We start from the raw sequence: 20,126 nt of genomic DNA, 5'->3' as shown, positions 1-20,126 counted from the left end.
AGCCAGCACTATATCGATAAGCTCGATCGATTATACAGGGTTCCTGACTATCATTTCTACCAACTACTCCCAACTATGAGCGCGAAGTCCCAATGTCATCACAAACATGGCGATTTTGGTCATTTTCACTCATACCATTATTGGGGTTTTTCAAATAGTCATGCAGCCAATTACAACCCCGCATTAGCAAATCATCCAGATTCAAGTTCCATAGAATCACGGTTTTGTCCCGACTAGCAGAAGCAAGCGTCTTACCATCTGGACTGAAACTGAGGCTTGTCACCACATATTTATGACCCGTGAGGGTGGTAATCAAGCTGCCATCTGGCTTCCACAGTTTTACAGTGTTGTCGAGACTAGCAGAAGCAATTATCTGCCCATCGGGGCTGAAACTGACGTTTGTCACTTGATTTTTATGATCTTTAAGAGTATGAATCAAGCTGCCATTTTGTCTCCACAGTTTTATGCTTCCATCTGAACTAGCAGAGGCGATTATCTGCCCATCTGGGCTGAAACTAATGCCAGAACTCTGATCTGGAAGAGCGGCAATCAACCTGCCATTTTGTCTCCACAGTTTTATGGTTCTGTCCTCCCGACTAGCAGAGGCAATCACCTGTCCATCTGGACTAAAGCTGACACCTTCAACCGCACCACTATGACCAGCGATAGTGGTAATCAAGCTGCCATTTTGTCTCCACAGTTTTATGCTTCCATCTCGACTACCAGAGGCGATCGTCTGTCCATCTGGGCTGAATCTGACATCTGCAACCCAACAACTATGCCCAGTCAAAGTTTTAATGAAGTTGCCATCTTGATTCCAGAGTTTTACAGTTCCGTCCTCATGAGCAGAGGCAATCATCTGCCCGTCTGGGCTGAAACTAACACCACTAACCGTATTACTACTACCATCAACTGAGTTATCGGGTGGCTCATCACCTGAGCAATTATTACTTAGTGACTTATTACCTGGGACATCATTACTAGGAGCAATGAGGGTCTTAATCAAGCTACCATCTGGCTTCCAGAGTTTTACGGTTTTGTCCTGACTTGCAGAAGCAAGCATCTTACCATCTGGGCTGAAACGAATATCTTCAACCCCACTGGTATGAGCAGTTAGGATTTTAATTAAGTTGCCATCTCGCTTCCACAATTTGTTGTCCCCAGCAATGATCTGACTATCTGGGCTGAAACTAACACTATGAACGGAAGTATTATTGCTAGTGAGGGTAGTAATGAACTTGCCATCTTGTTGCGTCCAGAGTTTTATGCCTCCATCCCAACTACCAGAGGCAATCATTTGCCCATCTGGGCTGAAAATAACGTCTGCGACCACACTAGAACCAGGGAGAGTTTTAATTAAGTTGCCATCTTGCGTCCACAGTTTTATACTTCCATCTGAACTAGAAGAGGCAATCATTTGCCCATCTGGACTGAATCTGACGCTATTAACCCCATCGCTATGACCTGTAAGAGTTCTAATTAAGCTGCCATCATCTCGCTTCCAGAGTTTTACAGTTTTGTCCCCACTAGCAGAGGCAATCATTTGCCCATCTGGACTGAAACTGATACTACTAACCCCAGCACTATGAGCAGTGAAAGTTTTAATTAAGCTGCCATATCGCGCCCATAATTTTATAGTTCCGTCCCAACTAGCAGAGGCGATCGTTTTCCCATCGGGGCTAAAACTGACGCTACTAACCTCAGCACTATGTGGGAGGGTGGTAATCAAGAGGCCATATCGCGTCCATAATTTTACGGTTTTGTCCCGACTAGCAGAGGCAATTATCTGCCCATCTGGACTGAAACTAACGCTTTCAACGTTAGCATTATGCTCGGTGAGAGTTTTAATTAAACTGCCATCTCGCTTCCATAATTTTACACTTCCGCTCGAATCACCAGAAGCAATCATTTGCCCATCGGGACTGAAACGGATGCTATTAAACGACTCCGCCTCTAGCCGATTTTGTTCTCTTATTTTGTAAACCACTTCACGCAAGTTGGCCACAACCAGCATTTTGGTATCAGCTTCTGCTCTCCCTGACTGTTCCAGTTTTTTCAGTTGCTTTCCTGCATCTATATTGTTGATTAAAGCCTCAAGTTGTAGACCTGAAGAAAGACTTGCTATTGAATTTATACTCAAAGCTTTGAGTGTGGTATTGTCGTGTTGCTTTTGAATCTCTTGTTGTTGCTTTTGAACCTCTTGTTGTTTGATGAGTACAAGAACAATTGCTAAACTCACTATAACTGTAGAGACGATCGCAATTACAGTCCTCGTCTGAGCAGATTTTCGCACTTTTATTTCCTGTTCTTGCTCTTTTTGGATTCGGCGATCGCGCTCCTTTTTCTCCTTATTTCGTAGTGCTAAACTTTGCTTAATATATTCTCGCTCATTTTTCAAGTCTGCTTCGCGCTTTTGTAACCAATCTTTAGCAATAAATAGAGGTTTGTCTCGTAATAATACCCCCTGATTTTTATTCCATTGCGCTATCGTTATCCGCAGTTGATCCCGCCAAGCGAGAAAAACGCGGTCATTATCTATCCATTCCTGCAACGTTCCCCATTCTCGAATCAATGCCTCGTGGACAACCTCAACCGTTTCTTCCCCCGTCGCCTCATTCATTCCAGTCACCACCAGACGCGCCGACTCCCCCGCCAACTCCTGCACCAAATTCCAATTATCCTCTCCTATCTCAGCACGAGTAGCTAAACGGCGGGTATCCTCTGTACCTTCCCCCGGACGTACCAATTGCACAAAAATACGTTGTGCCTGTTGCTGTTCCACCGGACTAAGTTCGTTATAAATCGTATTAGCCTGTTTAGCCAAAGCTTGCTTAACACCGCCCATCTCCAGATATGCTGCATGAGTTAATTTTCCCTGTTGTCGTGTCTGCCATAATCGAGTTAAAGCAAACTCCAATAACGGTAAATTTCCCGGTTCCGCCGCCACATCCTCCAGAATGCGCTCAGTTAACCCCGACTCCAATTCCACCAAATTCTCCACAGGCTTTTCTATCGTCGCTTGTAACTCTTGAGGAGTCATTGGTCCCAATGGTGGCAGGGTAAACTTTCCAAGAGTATCCACTAACCCACGGTAAGACAGCACATATCCGTAAAAATCAGCCCGCAGAGTGAAAACAAAGGTAAAACTAGGTGTCCGTTGAGCCGATGCTACCTCAACTGCGCTTGATAATTGATCTAAAAAGCGCCGACGTTCCTTCTCATCCCGACACAGCGAGTACAATTCCTCAAATTGGTCAATTACTAACAATATTCGTTTGCCTGGATTACGCTCCAAAATACTTGCCACAACCTGCGATATCATCAACCTACCCTGGTTCATATCATCCGCCAGTTCCGCTGCACGTCCAGGTTGCTCAATTTCATCCAATTCCGGCTTCAGTAGACGCACCAAAGCAGAAGCTAGCCCATAAAACGGCTGACTTTGTGGACGAAAAGACTCAATTAGCCAAGTTCCCTCTGCCCGCAACCGGGGAATGAGTCCAGCCAGCACAACAGAAGACTTGCCACTTCCAGACGCACCAATGACAGGTACTAAAGGATATTTGTTCACAGCATCCACTAACTGCTGTACAAACTTATCCCGTCCAAAAAATAGGTCTTTATCTTTTTCTGTAAATGCTGACAAGCCCTGATACGGGCAATCTCTTTGATCTTCATCATTCTTTTTTGTTTCATTTTTCTGAATCAAACATTTTATAAACTCTTCATCTTCCAGAGATAAATTTTGTTCGCTCTGAATAAAATATTCTAATAAAATAACTAATGCCAATTTTTCTGCCGAGCTTTCATTATCTTTTATAGGTCTAAGTTTAGAAACCTCAGTAATCAGGTGATTGAAAAAACCATTAAAATCCCTTTGATCTGTACGAATCAAATTAAGAACACTACTTAGAGGACTTGCTCCGATAAAATCAATGCGAGAGTCAGCAGTTTTTAGTTGTGAACTATTAGCTAAAATTTCCTTAAGCTTTCTTTGTTCTTCGGAATTTAACGACTTCATAGTTAATTACCACAATTAATTACTCTTAGTTTATAATTTTCACAACTTTTGATCTTCAACATTAGCTCAGAAAAACGCTTTGACTCATATTGATATCGCATCCCTTTCCATAATTCTCTAGAACAAGGTAAGTGTCCCTTCTGGGCATTCAAGTCGAAAGAAATGTTTCTGTATTGAACCCAATCTGCTTTTCCTGATTTATTGTTTTTACACCATCCTACACGCTCACTAAAACGATACCAATTATCTTGGTTATCTTCCTCTACTGTATTTTTTCTCCAAAATTCCCAAAACTTTTTTTGATTACGTGTTAATAACTTTTGCCAAATCTGTTGCTGAATACTGAAGCCAAAGTGACCATTACTATATTTTATCCAAAGTGCATCAACAGTAGATATAACTTCACAAGAAAAGTTTTTAATTTCATTAACTCCAAGACCTTCTTTTTCTTCTTTGTCAGACAACTTAAGTAAGATTCTCTTGGTTTCTAAATCAGCTTCTTGCCATTCGCCTACGGCTAGCAGTTGTTCTAAATAAACATGATAATTAGATTGATAGTCATCTTGATCGATCGATAAACCTGAAGCAAGTAAAAATTGATTTTGTGGCTGTGAATTAGTTCTTAGTGATGTTTTCTTATTGCATTTTAAAATCAAATATTCTAGGGAGTCTTTGTCTTCTACAGATAAATGATGTTCAAACTCAATAAAGTGTTCTAAAAACAACACTAATTCTAATTTAGATTCTGAATTTTTATCTTTGATATTCACTTGAGAAAGTACAGCAACCAGGTTCGTAAAAAATTTATCAAAGGTTTGATCTACCTGGATTTTACTGCAATAACTATCCAGCCCACATAGTTTAATAAAATTAATTCTATTATCCGCTGTTTCCAGTTGAGAACTCTTGGACAAAATTTCCTTAAGTTTTGCTTTTTCCTTGGCATTAAGAAACTTCATATTTAGCTACAAATGAGTTATAATTTTTCACACTGAAATCCAGCATATCACTATTAATTTTCAGGAGACGGGAGGATTGGTTCAAGTTTAGTTACAAGTTCAGGAAGCTTACTTTGTACAACATCCCAGATTACATCAAAATCAACTTGGTCATATTTATGGATCAACATATCTCGCATTCCAGCTATCTCTCTCCAAGGGATTTCTGGATGTTGCTGACGAAAATCTTGAGATAGCCGTTTGGTTGCTTCGCCAATAATCGCAATTTGGTAGAGAATGGCTGATAATTTTTCATCATTCATTTCCAGTTCAGCTCGACTTATCTTGTCAGTGTAACGCAATATTCGTCTGGCTGCTCTTTCTATATCAATCAGGGATTCGTTATCGCGTGGCATAAATCACTTGTGCTGAATCTAAAATAATTTGACGACGTAACCAATTCTCGCTTTTTTCCAGGGCTTTCTTGATGATGAAATCTACTTCACGGGTAAACATTGCTTTTAACTCATCTTGCATTTGTAAGGTTTCAGTCAAACCCCGTTTAGCATCTGGTGAAAAGGTCACTAACACATCGATATCACTATCAGGACGAAAATCCGATCGCAAAACCGAACCGAATACTGCAAATTCAATGATCTGCCAACGTTGACAAAACTCGATAATTGCTTTTTGTGAAACTCCGAACCGTCTCTCCAGAATATTTTTTTTGTCCACCTGGGTAAGAACTTCTATAGTCATTGATTCAAACTCCTAAATTTTATTTTATTCAAAAAGTGTTTCCAGCGATCGCAATTCTGCCTCTGTCTCATCATCAATTGGCGGTAAAGGGCGCTGCATGATCGAATAGAGCGATCGCCTTTCTCCTTTGCTTTGTAAACCGATCTCCCGCAAATAATCTTCGATTTTCAACACCATCGGTTTTCGATCGGATTTCGCGACATCAGGGCTGCGGTAAATCGCCGTTTTGATCGCAGGCAATAGCAATGTTTTTACTGGTTCATATTTCCCTGCACTGATCGCATCTTGTGCTTGCTCAACCAAATCTTTAATACTCGTCAAAGACTCCCAATCTTGAGCTGTTCGTTTTTCTAATCGAAATAGCATATAGCTATAACCTTCTAGAGGTTTACCATCCCGCATAAAAACTTTCGTACTGCCAGGAGAACCAATCTTAAGACTGTCATTAACTACGCATAGTTGAGATGTATTAATCTCACAATCTTCAGCTAAAATCGCGACAAAATAACCATCTTTTAGAGTATTACTTCCACCCCCATCCGCATCAGAGAAAGTCTGATGATAACCCAGTTCTAAACGCCTTTCTCCCAGGTCGAATAAATCTTCAATTCCCCGATATACAGGGTCTGCTAAATCTATAACTTTTGATAGTTCTGGTACTGGCAATAGTTTGGAAAATCTCCCGATCGTCTCAATCAACTTACCAATTGGATCGCTAGCAGCAATACTAAATAATCCGGCTTGTAACTCCACTAAACCTTGATTGAAAGGAAACAGAGGAGTCAGCGGGTAGTTGTATTGAATTACTCTGTCTAAATTATTTTTTGCTAGTTCCTTCAGATTCCCCGGTGCAGCAACATAGGGAATAGTAACGGATTTCCCACCGTGATCAAAGCGCACTGCCGCATGAACTATGGGATAACGCTGCTTGAACCAATCGACATCTTTAGCAAGACTCATTTCTACCAGCCAAATGCGACAATATGCCTCACCAGCCTGAATTGGAGTACCGCTGCTACCCACATCAACCCGATCTTCTGGTAGAAACAGCGTTTTATATTTTTTTGCTTCGCGATTAACACTTTCAGCAACAGACTGCCAAAGTTTCATTTGGTTTACTCCTAGCTAGAATTAAGCAAGATGGGGTGAAATTTTATCCCAGATAGCACGAATGGGAATTCCTCCCATTGTACCTGATTCAACATTACGACCTATACCTGGATGCCCCTGATGGATAGCAATCAATTCCCACTGACGGTTAAAAATCGGTCCACCAGAGGAACCATTGTCAGTACGAAGGTTATGGTCAATATAATCTTCTCCTTGCTGAACGATCTGACCTATGCCGGAAATCTCTACAGGTTTACCAAGAGGATGATGGATTAGATGAATTTCTTGATTTTCATACAATGTAGCATTAATTGGATTTTTTGTCAGTTGTTGAGGTTTACCCTTAACTATAAGTAGGGCATAATCTAGATTGTTAGAATAGCTGACAAGATTGAGGTCTAGTTCAAATAAATATTTGTCTAACAAGAGGCTTCCAGATTTGTAATTAAAACGCACCCATGCTTCTTTTACTTGACTTTTAACAACATGATTGCAGGTGAGTAATAAATCTGGCTGAATTAGCACTCCAGTACCGATACCAGTTCCTTTTGGTGATTCGATCCTACCTACGGCATGACGACTCGCTAAAGCTTTAAGTTTGTCCTTTCCCTCTTCTAGTAACTTGCCAAATAAAGCAAGATCTTCTTCAGGAAATTCATCTATTTCTGATTCAGCGCGATCGCATAAATGTTGCAGCAAGTTAACGAGCGGATGATAATCAGCTTTTTTATATGAAAAAGAATATTTTTTGAGCTCTGCTACTAAACTATTAACAAAAAGTGGAGCCTTATTTTCAAATTTAATCTGGTTTAATAAAGCCTGATGAATGCCAGAATTATTCAACACATCTTGGCGATCGCTCGCAATGATAACCTGCTGCGACCAGCGAGTCAATGCTGGTATCAAAAACGGAACTTCTTTCTGTTCCAAAAATACGTCTGGATTCATTGAATTTTTCTCTAAATCAGTTAATAGGCTACTTGGGGTACTTTGTGATTAATCCTTTTCACCTTAAGTCCTTCAGCAGGAACAGCCGGATGTTTTTGAGTTTACCATATTCCTAAAGACATACATATTCTAAACGATCGCCCCCACTCTCCCAAACCCATAAAAAAGCCCGTGAAACCCAGCTATCCCGTCGGGAATCGCCCCCCAACCACGAAAATGTCACCAAATCAATCAGGGATTTGCGCGCCTCACTAAAATCAATTCAGAACCGGGCTGTACGCCTAATTCCCTTAAAGTACCTGCCCTCAATTCCAAAACTGTATCCACCGGATGCGGGTAATAAACGGGTTCGCCTCAATTCAAGCTGGGTAATTAAACTTGACATTCATATTTTGTAGTTTCTTTTTTGTACTGCATCCAGGTATTAACCATAGCTGTATGCCTGTAGCTATCAAGGGCGCGGTAGTCATCCCAAACGTTGTTTCCAAACCCCTTACTATTCAGTTAATTCCAGGTGTGTATCGCCCACTCATACATAAATTTATCAACTTTAGAAACTGTATTAGGCTATAATCTAGTTATCGAGTTAGGTGTTGCAATTGAATCGCTCCATCCAGCTTCTTCGAGTTCGAGATATGCAGGTGGTTGACGCCATCCTGACATCTGTTACCCAAAAGCATTTAGAAGATGCCACTACTCTCTGGGAACCAATCCTTAGAGGGAGTGGAGAAGAAGATGAATACTGGGATTGGGTGAGCAAAAGCTATAGAACTAAATTTTTACCGGGAGATGAACTATATGCCATTGAGTGCGATGGCACAACTCAGGGTTTAATGACAATTGATATCCTAAAAAAACGCTGCTATATTGAGTCTCAATTAAGACGTAGATTGGTGTATATCAGGGCCCTAGCAACGGCTCCTTGGAACCGACTTGCTATCACCAATCCTCCTACTTATAAAGGAGTAGGTGGAACTCTGATAGATTTTGCGATCGCCCGCAGCGAAGAATTAGGATACCAAGGGAGAATAGGCTTGCACGCATTGCCCAATGCGCTAGTATTTTATAGAAAATTGAGAATCGGGCTGCTAGACTGCGGTCCAGATCCTGAAGAACCCGACAATCTTAATTACTTTGAAACATTGAGGACAGACAGATGAGTAAATCAATTCCCTCCGAGCCTCAACCCGCAACAGACGATACAACCCGCCACCAGCGTTTGATGGAACTGGTAGAAGCTGAAGATGCAGCTAACGGAGAAGTCGGCTGCGGCCGGAATTTAGGAAATAAACCTTTAGTGTATCTAAAAACCTGTGGCATCAATATATCTGATGAGAAGTTAAGAAGTTTGTTGAGGGAGTATTTAGGTCATTTATTGATGGAGGTAGATTTTGACTCGATCGTCACCCAAGTGAGTTATTTTGTAGAATCGCTAGTAGTGCAAGAAAGCACTCGATCGTCGAATCCCCAACCGAAATTAACGCCCTCTGAATCAGTTGCAGAATGCATTCCCACGCCAGAACTCAAACAGTGTATTGAATCGGAATTGGGAGAGTTTTGTTCGCCAAGTGCGATCGAGCAAATTGTTCTGTATGCTCGCCAAGTAATTCACAATTCAATTCTACAACCCCGGCATAAGTGGCCCCAACCTATTTGGGTGCTAAGCGCTATTCAAAAAGTGTATATTGCTCAGGCTTCTACTTTAGATGCAGCAATTGCCCGAGTGAAAGCACAGTACCCTCACGAAACCGGAGAATTGCAAGTCATTAAAGTCGGAGGCCTTCTCGCGCCCGATCGAGTTATTTCCTTGGACTTGAATGATGATTTTAGATAAAAAAATTGCCTAGTTAACCGCGACAGAGTATCACGAAGCTCATCACTTCGGGCATATAAAAAACTTTTGCTTTGCACCGTCTGGAATTACTGTTGACTAAGCCCTGAGATATTAGTTGACTCGCGTTGATGGGATGTAACGGAGTCACTGCTATTCAAGTTTCCATAATGGCAAATGCAGCATCCGTAATAGAACTAGCTGGCACATTAGACAGAATGGTCAGTAATTCTTGATTAGCAGCGATGCGGACGAAGGTATCTCGTGCAGAGATGCCAGTACCTCGGATGAGGTATATATTAAAGCTCGAAAACCTTGAGCTTCATAGAATCTGGCGTACCTCATCTTTTTGAGAAAGGCTATACACTGACTATTAATTTTTAAGTTTATGTAAAATACCCCGTAAAATCGGGGTATTTTATTATTAAACTCAATAAGGATAAAACTCGGAAGATGGACGAGAATTTCCAGAATTAGCAGGAGCAGCACCGCCGCTTTCGACTCTACTGTTACCGATACCCGCAGGCAAAGAAGCAGGATTTGCCGTTGGGGGAAAAGGGAATGAATTATTAACTGGTTGCGGTGAAGCAACTGTATTTGAGGAAGCAGGAATAGAAGGACTCGCAGTTGGAGAAATTGCCGTTGGCAACAAGCAATAAGTATAATAACGCGCTGCCATTGCACCGACAAACATCACAGTACCCGCCGAATATGTGCGACAGTTTTGTCCTACCGTTGGTGGAGAACTAAAGGTGCTGTTGCTAGAATTTGGAGGCTGACTAACAGGTCGCTCCAACCCCCCTGGTGAACTGAAAGAGTTGCTGAAATTAGTTGAGACGCTTGCTCGCTCCAATGACTCTACAAAACCGCCACCAAAACTGGAATTGCTACTTGGAGCGGGGGTATTGGTAGCAGGAAGAAAAGGTACTTCTCCAAACGGCTGAGCGCTTAAAAAACCTGCAACGTCAGAACCCAACCCATCGGTCGGCGGCAAATTAGTCGGCTGTGTTGGCGAGATACCAGGAACTGCTGAAGGCAAATTCGACGGCTGTGTTGGCGAAGTCGCAGAAACTGCTGTAGCCCGCAGCGAATAGCGATTTGGAACCATCGAAGGGTCTTTAGACATCACGATTACTTTGTAATAACCGCTCGATGCTGGCAAAAACGTAAAATAGGGATACTGACTGAAACCCACCTGTCGGTTTGAAGAATCAAAAATTGCAAAAACTGGATTGAAACCGCGTACCTCGGCTCTAAAATCAAACAGAACTTTTTCACCTGTATTCGCTCCAAATAAATGCTCCTCTCCTCGAAGTTGCTGGACGGGATTGCTGCTTTCCCAAAAGTTGGTAAAACGATAAATTGGGCTAGTCGCTCTCACCGCACCAACAACGGGTTCGTTATTCTTCAGTACGGCTGCAACAACAGGCTTAGCAACTACTAAGAAAATCGATGCAGTTAAAATGGTTCCCCAGAAAGTTGAGAATTTCATGATTTTTGTCCTCAAAAACAACCAAAAATTAATGATTGATGCAGTCTAATGACTGCGTTTGACTACAATTAATTCAGAACCCGGCTGTACGCCTAATTCCCTTAAAGTACCTGCCCTCAATTCCAAAACTGTATCCACCGGATGCGGGTAATAAACGGGTTTACAATCAGAATGCGCCGCACCGCGACGAAGCAAACATGGTTTAACATTCGATGCCATTTTTACAACAGTCCCAGAACGCAAAAACACCACATCAAGAGCAGCTTCCATGTTCGGCATGACCACTGCTACAGATACTGGAGGGTCTACAACAAACATCATTCCCCGGTTGCTCGGAAGTGGCGGTCGAAACTGCAAACCCTTCTCTTTTTCCTCAGAACTGCGGGCTATTTCTAATTCAATTCGCCTGCTTCCCAATATCAAATAAGCTCCTACTTGCAGGTACTGTGCCTGTCGTTTGCTGTACTGTATGAATGTTCGCAGCGCCACAACTGAAGGCAGTAAAAGCAGCAAACTCCAACCCAAAAAAGTGTTGGCTATAAACACTTTTTCTGAAAATTTTTGCCAATCGAGCTTTAACCAATTTATCAACATTTACTTAATTCCTCGTTTCCTGCTGCTTTGTACGTCGGTATAGGTGAAGTTGTGGAACCAATTTCCTCGCTCAAGATTTACTAGATACCTCCTCTCCCCAAAAAGTAGAAAGTACAGGTGCAAATAAACTCGTATCGGGACTGGAAGCAGGCACGGAAACGTAGCGCGATGAATTTTCCATTGCCAGGATTCTATCTGTATCTCTCACGAATAAAGGCGTTATTTTCTTCCTCTCTTCTAAGAAATCATTCAATTCTAATCTGACAATGCCATGTAAAGTTTTAGATTCGATTGACATAGGCAAGACCAACAAATCGCTTTCGGGTAAATTGACCAAACACCTCAATTCTTGAATCTGCTCTCTATCTGTTTTATTCCACAGCAAAAATTCCGAGTTTTTACCGCTCAAGATATTCGCTATTTCTCTAGCTTTTTTTTGAGCGGCGGCTTCTACCATGCGGGCAAGTTCTGCTCCAACAAAATTGTTGGTCATGTTCAGCAAAATCTGCCAATCGCGGTCAGAAAGGGGAGATTCTGAAGTATTTTTGTATCTGTTATCAAAACGAGCAGCGTGGAGTTCCACAATTTGCTTTCGCTCGCAGGCTTGCGGAAATCCCACGTAGAAAATCGCATCAAATCGGCCAGAACGGGTTAGCTCTGGGGGTAGCGCTGCAAGGCGGTTGAGAGTGGCAATTACAAAAGTGTGACCCGTTTTATCTTGCAGCCAAGACAGCAATTGACCGAGAATTTGAATGCTGTTGCCCGATTCGCCAGAAAGAGAACTGGAATTAGAAGAAAAAAGCTTATCTAACTCATCAAAATAGAGCACGCTAGCTCCTATTGCTTCTACTCGCTGTAAAACACAGGACAAATACGCCGCTCCCCCAGCAATCAGAGCACCCACATCTACGCTCACGAGGGGTACGCCCAATTTAGAAGAACAAACAGACGCGGCAAATGTCTTGCCGGTACCGGGCGGCCCTACCAACAGCCAACCTTTCGGCAAGGGAATAGAAAAGCTTCTCGCCATCCCAGAAAATTGAAATTTTACGTCTTCTAAGGCATTTCTCAGCAAATCTAAACCCCCGAATTCGCCTAAAATTGAAGGTTCCTTAAAAGTCAATCCCAATTCCCGAAACTTGCCAATTTTATACTGACGCAGGCTACTAGATATGTCGGAAGATTTTCCGTAATAACCTTGCTGCCAAAGAGTTACTCCCCTAGCAATTTCTTTCAAAAACAAACCAGACATCGCACTAATCAACTGTTCCGAATCGGCTTGCTCCAAACCAAATTCTGCGGACAATCGAGATGCTGACTCAACCAAATGCTCTCTGTCGGGCAGTGGCAAAAAGACTGAAGGTACTAAACCTTTTAAATAGTCGTCTACCCGCAGCCCATTTGTAGAAAGCAATACTAAAAAATTACTACCACCGCTGGCTGCAAATTTAAAGTACAAATTGGCAACTATTGCGGATAGTTGCAGTTGCCTTTCTTCTGAGTTGAAATCAGAAATGCTGCGAATTTGCATGAGTTCCTGCATATTCTCGATTACAAATATACCCGGAGTGTCTGTTATGCACAAATACTTCAAAATATCAAAAATGCCGCAGCAATCGGGAGCTACGAAACTGTGAGGACGAGAAATATCTTGAAATCGACAAGAACCAAAGTCCCAAAAATAGCAAGGTATTTTAAATTCTAATGAAGCTTCTTCAAGTAATTGAAATGCAGAGGGTCGCTCTATCAAAGGAGCCACAAATTCTACTGCCCAACCGGCAGAAGCCATAATACCTGATAGCGCGTTTGCATGAGCCATAAATCATCCTCGTTATTTTACATTGCCCTAATTAGCGGGGGATTTATTCACCACAAAATCCTGATAGTTAAAGTTCTAATTGTGGCTTTTTTGACTGTTTAGAATTAGATTCGTAAGGTCGAGACTGAATCGGCTTCATTTTCATCAATTCAGGAAGAGCTTTTTCAAAACGCTCCAAATCTGCTTCGGTCATGCGGCTGCGGAAGTTTCCGCAACCATCGTCTATCAGCAAACAGCGGCGATTTGGATCGTCGATGCGGCACCGACCGTCTGGAGTGGCTTTCCAAATATAGTGTGTCCCTTTCACTTCAACAGGCGTACCGACTGAGGCTGAAAATTCAACTAAATGCTCCACTACATAACGCAATCTAGAATCGCTACCCCATGATTGAGGTTGAGATGATTGAGATGATTGAGGTGATTCAGATTGAGATGATTCAGATTGAAATGGTTGAAATTGAGATAATTTTGACTGAAATGGTTGAGATTGAGATTGAGACTGAGATGACTGAGATTGAGATTGAGACTGAGATGATTGCGATGGTTGAGACTGAAATGATTGAGATGCTTCCAGTATTGGTGCGAATGACGGCGAAGGTACTGACTTCTCTGGAGTAGCTACCGCACGACTTCTCCGTTTTACTGCGGATTGCTTCTCTTCGACAGAACCCCCGACAGCTTCCTTTACAGGTTCTACAACTACTTGCTTACCTCGATTCAGTTCTTCAATAATGCGCCTGGGTTCTTCGCTTAATGACGAATTGTCGCGAACTTTAAAAAAAGACGCAAAATAATTTGACTCAAAACCAGCACCTATAAACTTATTAACTAAAACAGTACCTTCGGCATCGGTTTGAAGTACAGGTTTGCCCGCAAAATCAATTCGCAAATCGGCGGCATGGGGCAATGCTGAGCCTTCAGAAACATTCTTAAGAGCATCTAAAGTTTTTGGCAAGCCTGGATTGTAAAATTTACCAGCCATACCGGAAAGAGTGTCTATTTTTGAACCGCCTGCATACCCAAAAAGTAGGGTATCTCCCATACTTATTTGCATCCCACTTTCTAAATTTCTTTTTCTTTCATCTGCTTCTAACTTTCGCCGCTGATCTTCCTCTTGTTGAGTCAATTCCCGCAACCGTCGCGCTGCTTGTTCTTCGGCTTCCTTGAAAGCTATTTCAGCACTGACAACAGCGGCAACTACGGCTCTCAAAAAAGATTCTTGAAATGAAACTATTTCTCCTGTACTCACAGATTGCATTTAACGTTACCTCACTTTCAAATACTTTATTAGGGTAAACAGAAAAAATCAGCACGACTGGTTAGGACAAAATCGGAACCTGGAACAAAATCAGCATCACTGATTAGAATAAAACTTGAACCTACAAAAAATCAGCATCACTAATTAGAATAAAACCGAAGGTTCCTTAGCACCCGACTCTGCTGGCTCTGGAAATAGCTCTTCAGCAAGATTTCTGCGCTCTTCAAATTGCTGCCGCCGTTCTTCATCGGAAATAGTGCGACTGTTTTGCTCCAACAAAGTGTTGCGTATTGCATCCCATTTTGACTCGGCCCAACTCATCTCTTTGATGTCGGCTTGCGGAACTTTTATGCTTTGAATGCTGGGAACGTAAGCCTCTTTAGAAGGCCCGCCCTCGGTATACCCCGGATTAATTACTACTGCCCTACCCACTCCTAACTTGAGAAATTGAGCGGGTTCTAGCAAGTATTTTTTATTGGTTTGTTCGCCGTAACTGGTAGAATTGCCGCTCTTACCCGTGCTGGTAGATTTAGAACGAAAGCTAATTTCTTCTTCTCCCAAATAGTCGGCAAATACCTTGGCGCTTTCCGGGTCTTGCGGGTTAAAGATAATCTTATGAGCCGTACCGCCAATTATAGCTCTCGCCAAGTCTTTGCCGTAAAACTTCTCTAGTTGCGCCATATTTTGGTAGCCCAAAATGCCCACAAAACCGTCTTCTCTATTTTCGTTCAACCAATTAACCAAAGCTGGCAAATAAAGCGTAGGTAGTTCGTCTAGGGCTACCACCAAACAATCCTTTCTGGGAACAGTGCGCGAAACGTTGCGGGTGACAACCATGTGCAGGATAGCTGCTAACAGTGGCCCGACAATATCTCGATTGTTCCTGTCCAAGCCGAATATAATCATCTGCTTGCCTTCTAAATCTAAAGGTAATGAAGTTTCACCGCAAAAAGCACCAATAAAATCTTTTTTCAGAAACCGCATAAACATCCGCTGAGCCGTACCGACAATACCGGAAACAGTTTTTTCGGAATCCTTGACGCTAATTAACTGAGAAAGCGGGCGTGTTGTCCAAACTTTTAATTTAGTTTTGGAAGCTTCATCCATTCTCCCGGCTAAATTAGAAAGGCTCAAAATCGCTTGTGCCATCATCAAATCACAGTATTCTTTTTTACCAGTTAAAGTCGCGACAGCCTTTGTTACTAACAACAAACCCTCAACTAAACTGTCTCCTGCTTCTTCAAAAAACTTATCTCCTGAGCCGCCTCCTGAGTTAAAATTTTTACCGATTACTTGTGCCAACTGACCCGCAGCAACGGCATCTTCTTCATCTCTAATTAAATCCAGGGGATTGCACGTTTCTGATTCAGGACGACCGGGAGCAAAAACTCTAACTGTATAGCCTCGCTTTATGGCGTAAGCTACGGCTATTTTGCACTGTGCGGGATACTTGAAATCGTACAAAAGTAGGGGAAATCCCTGATCCAAAGTCGATCTAATTAACGGGTCAATAACTGTAAAAGTTTTGCCGCAACCAGCAGCTCCAATTACGGAAACACCTCGCTGCACGTCTGGTAAATAAAACGATCGCTCTGTACTGCCAATTTTGCCGATCCATGCTGCTGTCCTGTGTATTTTGTTGGGTGGTTTATCGTGCAGCAAACCTGCATCCCTCCACATTGCTTTAAGTTTTTCATCCATAAACTCAGGCTGTCCTACGTACAAAGCAACGCTGTTTCGAGTAGGTTTAGCTATTTGCTTTTTGGCTTTGCGACCGGCCGACGATATTTCTGATTTGCCAGCCCACCGAGATGTGGCAATCTTGCCTTTTTTTCCCCCACCAAACATCTGCAAAATCAAAACAGCGGCCAAGCATCCCAATAAAGTCATGCCGTTTTGAGATTTGGCAAAGGTCATCGCATTGCTCAAAGCGGCCTGGAACCCGTCGCTGGAACTTGCGGCGGATGAGGAACCTACCAATGATGAGGAAGTTGCTGATGACAATAAACCTAATGATGAAGAAGTTGCTGATGACAAGGAACCTACTGATGACAAGGAACCTACTGGGAGCATCCCGATTTTGCAAGTTGTCTCAAAATACAACGGCAGTATAGGGCTTTCAAGGGATATCAGCGATGATTTTGCAAAATCGGGATACTCCCAACCTACTGATGAGGAACCTACCAATGATGAGGAACCTACTAATGATGAGGAACCTACCAATGATGGGTAATTTACTGTTACAATCAAGTCGTTATCTCGATTCATTATTCTACCCTCAAAAAACTCGAACCAAACCAACAGTATTGACTTTCTACTTCACCGCTGTTATCAATACTCTTTTGTGCGATCGCTAAACACGGAATCCCTTTGTTGACCACCGACAAAAACTTAAATTTTGGCTCGGCCGATCGCAAAAGCGTGCTTAACACTTTTTGTCGATCGATGTAAATAGAATACAAGCAGCCTCCGACGCCGCATAAATTTTGAGAATTGAATCGAAAGACCTGAGCAGAGTCACGACCTGAGCTGGAAACAAAAGGCAACCGCAAAACTTCCATTTTTGATTTATCAAAAGTTTCGACACCAGCCGAATTAATGTAATTTTCTTGAACTACATTACTTAATAAGCTGGGTTCTATTTGTGATGCGTTACTCCAAGTAGATAAACCGGAATTCGTAACAGATAAATTCCGAAACACGGAAAAACCCAACAGCAACAGTACCGCCAGCGCTGCTATTGCCAAATACAACCGAAGCCTCAAATTCAACTTAAACCCACTTATCGCCTTCGCTAAATTGTTCATACAACCTCCTAGATGGAACATCAATTGTTATTTACGATTGCCCGCAGCATTCGTAATGATAAACATTCGTTCTTGAGACACAATTTTTAATCAATGAGACACAAGTTTTAATCAAGTCGTTTCTCCTTCCAACGTGCAAAAAAATACATATTTGACAGAAAGCAAAGTTGAAAATAGGGATACGGTATTATTTTCAAAGTTAAGATGGTTGAACTTTTCAATTCTTCAATCACAAATCACCAATCTCCAAATCGGTCAATTTTTCAATTGTTCAATTCTTCAATTGTTTGACTTCAACGCACTTTGCTGAAACTTTGATAAGATTCGGCTACCTTTTTGCCGTAACCAAACACCGAGTAATAACCGCGAATATCTGATGCCGGAGAATCCACTGGAATAGCTGGGCCTCCATATTGCATTTGCCCGATTCTTTCGATCGCCCGCTGACCAGAAAATGGTTGACTGGTCTGAGGATCTGTCTGAGATAGGGCAGAATCGATCGACCTTTTGGCGATCGCTTCAAACACTTCTTTCTGAGCTTCTGAAGGAAAAACTTCACTCAAGCGATCCGGAGTCACAGCTTCTCCTTTATCCAATTTCGATAACACCTCAGAACCCCCAGGGCGAGACGATATGGCGAACCGAACATCAGGCCTATAACTCATGAGTCCGTAAGCGCCCAAACCAGAGCCACAGTTGCCCGTTCCGTCGCAGGTGTGGGTTCCCACTGAATTGAAATTCCCCTCAATTCCCTGCATGGAACTGCCCAAAGCATCGAGAGAAATGCCTTGATACGGAGCTCCTACACCGCTGGAATTTGCGGGAGTATCTGAGTTGGATGCTCTGGATGTATCTGAATTGGATGCTCTGGATGTATCTGAATTGGATGCTCTGGATGTATCTGAATTGGATGTGCCGACTCTGGACGTATCTGATTTGGACGTGCCTGCGACCGACGTGTCCGATTTGGATGCACCTGCGACCGACGTGTCCGATTTGGATGCACCTGCGACCGACGTATCCGAGTTGCCAGAATCTGTACCGGTGCTGCTGCCATCCCGTTTTTGCGTCGAAGGAGACGCGGCATGAGTGGGAGTTGAGGCTCCTCCAGCACTGGGAGAAACTGCATCTACAGACCCCAAAAACACGTCGCTGAACTTCTCTTCGTAAGCCAGCCAAGGAATCGGGCCGAGGTAGTAGGGCGTACAGCCCAAATCCACAAATGCCGATCGCGAACAAAACCTCAAAAATAACGCCGTTGTGAATCGGCCCTGAGTCTCGGAAACATCCCACACCGCTACTTTGAACGCAGGCCCGAATGGCAACCTACCGGTCGGCTCTTTGCCGCCGTTGACTTTGCCAAGAATTCCGCGCCCTCCTTTAACAGTCTGGTATTTGCCGGAAACCCACTGCCGGCCGCGCACCAATTCCGAGCCGGAAAATTCAACGTGAGCGCATTCTTTCTGACAGGGAACTCCAAAACCCTCGACATCTGAACCGGACATGGTTCGAGCTCTGTTTTGTTCTTTGGTACCAAACACGATATCTACTGTGCCGACTGATGTACCGACGGGAGAAATACCGCCGGGAAGCTTGGATAGGGGTACATCCTTAAGACCCGGAACATCGCTAATCTTGGCTGCTTGCCATTTATCGAGAGTTCCCAAAGGCGTTTTTTCTAAATTGGGAATTGATTTGAGAGGGTAATTTTGCAGGGGCAAACTCGACATCGACAGGCTCCCCAAATGAGGAGATTCTTTGAGAAAAGAGCCTAAAGTTTGTTGGGGGTTAAACTGCTGCAATTGCTGAAAATTCAGGCTCGTCTTCAGCAAATCCAAGACTGGTTTTACTTGAGCGATCGGGAAATTAGCTAAATTGGGAACTGCTTTGACCAAAGAAGTCAAATTTTGCAAGCGAGACAAGCCAAAATCTGAGAGTTTTAAATTGAGCCAACTGACCCGATTTTTCTGATTTTATTGGCTACTGGCCGATTGGAGGTGCTGATTCAAGAGCGTCCTAAACCAGAGGATTTTGAGTTAGCGTTTGATCAGTGGGTGGGGCGGATTAACAAGACTTTGGCGAGTTACGAGCGAGTGGCGGTTGAGAAGCAAGAGTAGCAAATTGCTGAGGCTGTTAATTCTCTGGTGCGTCAGACGGAATTGACTCGGTAGAGAACATCGGCTCTTGCGTTGATACCGGCTGCGGGTATCCTGTAGGTGGCATTAAGTGCTGGTGCTGTGATGGGGTGGATGGATTTACTTTGGTCGCAAGGAGGGTTTGCGCCGGGGGAACCAGTTCATTTGACTCAAGAGCAGGCGGATGCTTTGCGGTGGGCGACTAGCGCTGAGGGGAAATTTGCTCGGAATTTGATAAGGTGGAATTCGGATAGCCTTTCTAGTTTAGAATGTAAAAACGATGTTCGGCGTTTGGGGGTGACTCTGGAGGTGAGAGGATGTCCGGCTAATTCGGGGTTCTGCACGATTTGGGTGGAACCTGTGGAGAAGCGTAGGTTTAAGGATTAAATGCTTGGAGTAATAAATTAGGACACA

Annotated in this window: 16 protein-coding genes and 1 pseudogene; 4 read left to right on the top strand and 13 right to left on the bottom strand. The window is 43.0% G+C overall.

Translation table 11 applies throughout. The features are described from left to right. Nucleotides 1-73: 73 nt before the first annotated feature. From JGK22_RS01165 to JGK22_RS01140, 6 genes are read right to left on the bottom strand one after another with little or no spacing between them, the layout of a single operon-like run. Entirely contained in the window at nt 74-4,021 is a 3,948-nt protein-coding gene (locus JGK22_RS01165; protein ID WP_293204152.1) for an AAA family ATPase, read from the bottom strand. A gap of 2 nt (nt 4,022-4,023) precedes the next feature. Continuing rightward, the gene (locus JGK22_RS01160) at nt 4,024-4,980 is read right to left on the bottom strand and encodes a GUN4 domain-containing protein (protein WP_293204154.1); all 957 of its coding nucleotides are present in this window, start codon (nt 4,978-4,980) and stop codon (nt 4,024-4,026) included. 53 nt (nt 4,981-5,033) lie between these two features. Then, a complete protein-coding gene (locus tag JGK22_RS01155; protein WP_293204156.1) occupies nt 5,034-5,375 on the bottom strand; it encodes a DUF86 domain-containing protein in 342 nt (113 codons plus the stop codon). Beyond that, nucleotides 5,362-5,718, bottom strand: a complete 357-nt coding sequence (locus tag JGK22_RS01150; protein ID WP_293204158.1) for a nucleotidyltransferase domain-containing protein — start codon at nt 5,716-5,718, stop codon at nt 5,362-5,364. The genes JGK22_RS01155 and JGK22_RS01150 overlap by 14 nt, the downstream gene beginning before the upstream one ends. A gap of 24 nt (nt 5,719-5,742) precedes the next feature. Further along, a complete protein-coding gene (locus tag JGK22_RS01145; RefSeq protein ID WP_293204160.1) occupies nt 5,743-6,828 on the bottom strand; it encodes a hypothetical protein in 1,086 nt (361 codons plus the stop codon). 21 nt (nt 6,829-6,849) lie between these two features. Next, nucleotides 6,850-7,776 (bottom strand): trypsin-like peptidase domain-containing protein, encoded by a 927-nt coding sequence (locus tag JGK22_RS01140; protein ID WP_293204162.1) that lies wholly within the window; start codon nt 7,774-7,776, stop codon nt 6,850-6,852. 599 nt (nt 7,777-8,375) lie between these two features. Here JGK22_RS01140 and JGK22_RS01135 point away from each other — a divergent pair. Both JGK22_RS01135 and JGK22_RS01130 read left to right on the top strand, forming a co-directional pair. Then, nucleotides 8,376-8,936 carry a GNAT family N-acetyltransferase gene (locus tag JGK22_RS01135; protein WP_293204164.1) on the top strand — a complete coding sequence of 187 codons (561 nt, stop codon included), beginning with the start codon at nt 8,376-8,378 and terminating at the stop codon, nt 8,934-8,936. Then, on the top strand, nt 8,933-9,610 hold the full coding sequence (locus JGK22_RS01130) for a hypothetical protein (RefSeq protein WP_293204166.1): 678 nt from the start codon (nt 8,933-8,935) through the stop codon (nt 9,608-9,610). The genes JGK22_RS01135 and JGK22_RS01130 overlap by 4 nt, the downstream gene beginning before the upstream one ends. A 427-nt stretch (nt 9,611-10,037) precedes the next feature. On the opposite strand, the gene JGK22_RS01125 is transcribed toward JGK22_RS01130, so the two are convergent. The 5 genes from JGK22_RS01125 to JGK22_RS01105 form a co-directional block, all read right to left on the bottom strand. Then, a complete protein-coding gene (locus tag JGK22_RS01125; RefSeq protein WP_293204168.1) occupies nt 10,038-11,099 on the bottom strand; it encodes a hypothetical protein in 1,062 nt (353 codons plus the stop codon). 45 nt (nt 11,100-11,144) lie between these two features. Then, on the bottom strand, nt 11,145-11,693 hold the full coding sequence (locus tag JGK22_RS01120) for a DUF192 domain-containing protein (protein ID WP_293204170.1): 549 nt from the start codon (nt 11,691-11,693) through the stop codon (nt 11,145-11,147). 70 nt (nt 11,694-11,763) lie between these two features. After that, a complete protein-coding gene (locus JGK22_RS01115) occupies nt 11,764-13,512 on the bottom strand; it encodes an AAA family ATPase (protein WP_293204172.1) in 1,749 nt (582 codons plus the stop codon). A gap of 67 nt (nt 13,513-13,579) precedes the next feature. Next, nucleotides 13,580-14,770: a hypothetical protein gene (locus JGK22_RS01110; protein ID WP_293204174.1), complete on the bottom strand. Its 1,191-nt coding sequence runs from the start codon at nt 14,768-14,770 to the stop codon at nt 13,580-13,582. A gap of 144 nt (nt 14,771-14,914) precedes the next feature. Then, the gene (locus JGK22_RS01105) at nt 14,915-16,687 is read right to left on the bottom strand and encodes a type IV secretion system DNA-binding domain-containing protein (RefSeq protein WP_293204176.1); all 1,773 of its coding nucleotides are present in this window, start codon (nt 16,685-16,687) and stop codon (nt 14,915-14,917) included. On the opposite strand from JGK22_RS01105, the gene JGK22_RS01100 reads away from it, so the two are divergent. Further along, a complete protein-coding gene (locus JGK22_RS01100) occupies nt 16,674-17,003 on the top strand; it encodes a hypothetical protein (RefSeq protein ID WP_293204178.1) in 330 nt (109 codons plus the stop codon). The genes JGK22_RS01105 and JGK22_RS01100 overlap by 14 nt on opposite strands. 34 nt (nt 17,004-17,037) lie before the next feature. On the opposite strand, the gene JGK22_RS01095 is transcribed toward JGK22_RS01100, so the two are convergent. Both JGK22_RS01095 and JGK22_RS01090 read right to left on the bottom strand, forming a co-directional pair. Then, complete coding sequence (locus tag JGK22_RS01095) at nt 17,038-17,577, bottom strand: hypothetical protein (RefSeq protein ID WP_293196100.1); 540 nt, start codon at nt 17,575-17,577, stop codon at nt 17,038-17,040. Nucleotides 17,578-17,870: 293 nt separating this feature from the next. Then, nucleotides 17,871-19,499, bottom strand: coding sequence for a hypothetical protein (locus JGK22_RS01090; protein WP_293204180.1), 1,629 nt, complete (start codon nt 19,497-19,499; stop codon nt 17,871-17,873). Nucleotides 19,500-19,520: 21 nt separating this feature from the next. Between JGK22_RS01090 and JGK22_RS33180 the strand changes: the two are divergent. Next, nucleotides 19,521-20,099, top strand: a pseudogene (locus JGK22_RS33180) (DUF6753 family protein). Nucleotides 20,100-20,126: the final 27 nt, after the last annotated feature.

It is taken from the genome of Microcoleus sp. PH2017_08_TRC_O_A (genome assembly GCF_020738665.1).
Classification (GTDB): Bacteria; Cyanobacteriota; Cyanobacteriia; order Cyanobacteriales; family Microcoleaceae; genus Microcoleus.
Note: the sequence above shows the minus strand (reverse complement) of the source record. Positions and strands in the feature narration are given on the sequence as shown.